The sequence below is a fragment of the Longimicrobiaceae bacterium genome (assembly GCA_035936415.1).
Classification (GTDB): Bacteria; Gemmatimonadota; Gemmatimonadetes; order Longimicrobiales; family Longimicrobiaceae; genus JAFAYN01.
Genome location: DASYWD010000187.1, coordinates 1 through 1,646 on the forward strand (window position 1 = coordinate 1; position 1,646 = coordinate 1,646).

Genomic DNA, 1,646 nt, shown 5'->3' on the forward strand with positions numbered 1-1,646 from the left:
GCGCCCAGGTCGCGGCGGGGGAGGTCGTCTCCGGCCCCACGGACCGCCCCGTCCTCGGCGTCACCGACCGGGGGGCGCCGTTCGTCGGGACGGTGCGGCTCGGCGGGAGGCTGTGGCTCTCGCCGGGCCTTTCGGCGCTCCTGGGCCGGGTCAACGCCCCCCCGGCGGGCGACACCCTCGCGCTCTACAACCGCTTGGTCGGCGCCGCCACCCCGGCGGACACCGGGGTGGTGGAGCTGGTCGTCCGCCGGCTCGATCCGCCGCGCGCCGTGGGCGACACCGTGCGCGGCGTCCTCGTGGCCGTGGACACGCTCCCGGAAGGCGTCCCCGTCCCCGCGGACGGGGCGGTGTTCGCGGCCCGCGGGCAGGCGGCGACCTTTCTCCGCCTCCTCGCGCCCGTGGGCGACACGCTCCGCTGGACGCTCGCCTTCGACCCGGCGCCCGGACCGGTGCGGGAGATGGTGGGCGGCCACCCCGTGCTCCTGCGCGGCGGGCGTCCGGTCCCGGACCCGCCCGGGATGCAGCCGTCCTTTTCCACGGCGCGCCATCCGCGCAGCGCCGTGGGGTGGCGCGCGGACGGCACCCTCCTCCTGGTGGCGGTGGACGGGCGGCAGCCCGGGCACAGCGTGGGGATGTCGCTGGACGAGCTGCGCGCCCTCTTCCTGGAGCTGGGGGCCGTGGAGGCGCTGAACCTGGACGGCGGCGGCTCCACCGCGCTGGTCGTCCGCGGCGCCACGGTCAACCGCCCCTCCGACCCCGAGGGCGAGCGTCCGGTCGCCAACGCGCTCCTGCTCCTGGGCCCCGCGCCGGGGAGCTGCAGCGGGCCCTGACTCCGGGCTGCAGGGGCGACGCGTTCCCTTTCGGGAACACTCCGCCCCTCGCCCCCGCGGGCCATCGCGGAACCGGCCGCCGGAGCCGGCCCCGGGAGTCGGGCGAGAACCGCGCCGTGACGGGGATTCCGTGGGTGCACGTGTGTGTTCGGCCAAGCGCGTTGACATGCGGGACCCCGGCCCGCAATATACCGTCTCCCACATCCGGGATCCGCTTTCCGGGCCCGGTCCTTCCGCCAGCTCCCCGACCGTCGGTCTGCGGGTCCGCCCCCCGGTCCCGCCGCTGAGCGGAAGACCCGACCCCGCCCCGTCGTCCGAACCGTTCCAGAAAGACACTCGTGAGCCACCCCGCTTCCCGTTCCCGCCTCGCGCGGTCCAGGACGCCGCTCCTGCTGTGCGCCGGCGTCGGCGCCTTCCTGCTCTCCGGGGGGTGCAAGGACGGCCCCGCCGCGTCCAACCGCAGCATCTCGCGGGTCGAGGTGAGCGCCCCCGCTTCCTCCGTGGAGGCGGGGAGGACCCTGCAGCTCACCGCGGTGGCCTTCAACCGGAGGAGCGCCGCGCTCGCCGGGAAGACCTTCTCCTGGGCCAGCAGCAGCGAAGCCGCCGCAACCGTCTCGCAGGACGGCCTGGTCACGGGGCGCGCCGCCGGCCCGGTGACCATCACCGCCAGCGCCGAAGGCGTGAGCGGCACCCTGGCCCTCACCGTTTCGCAGGCCCCGGCGTCGCGCGTGGCGGTCACGCCCGCCTTCGCCACGGTGGACGTCGGCGGGACGGGCTCGCTCCGCGCCGCGGCGCTCACCGCGAGCGGCGACACCG

2 protein-coding genes are annotated in these 1,646 nt (G+C 76.9%); both read left to right on the top strand.

The features are described 5' to 3' along the window. Positions 1–830, top strand: an 830-nt coding sequence (locus VGR37_07480; protein ID HEV2147228.1) for a phosphodiester glycosidase family protein, incomplete at its 5' end; no start/stop codon positions are given. A 338-nt stretch (positions 831–1,168) separates the two neighbouring features. Continuing rightward, the coding region (locus VGR37_07485) for an Ig-like domain-containing protein (protein HEV2147229.1) at positions 1,169–1,646 on the top strand (478 nt) is incomplete at its 3' end.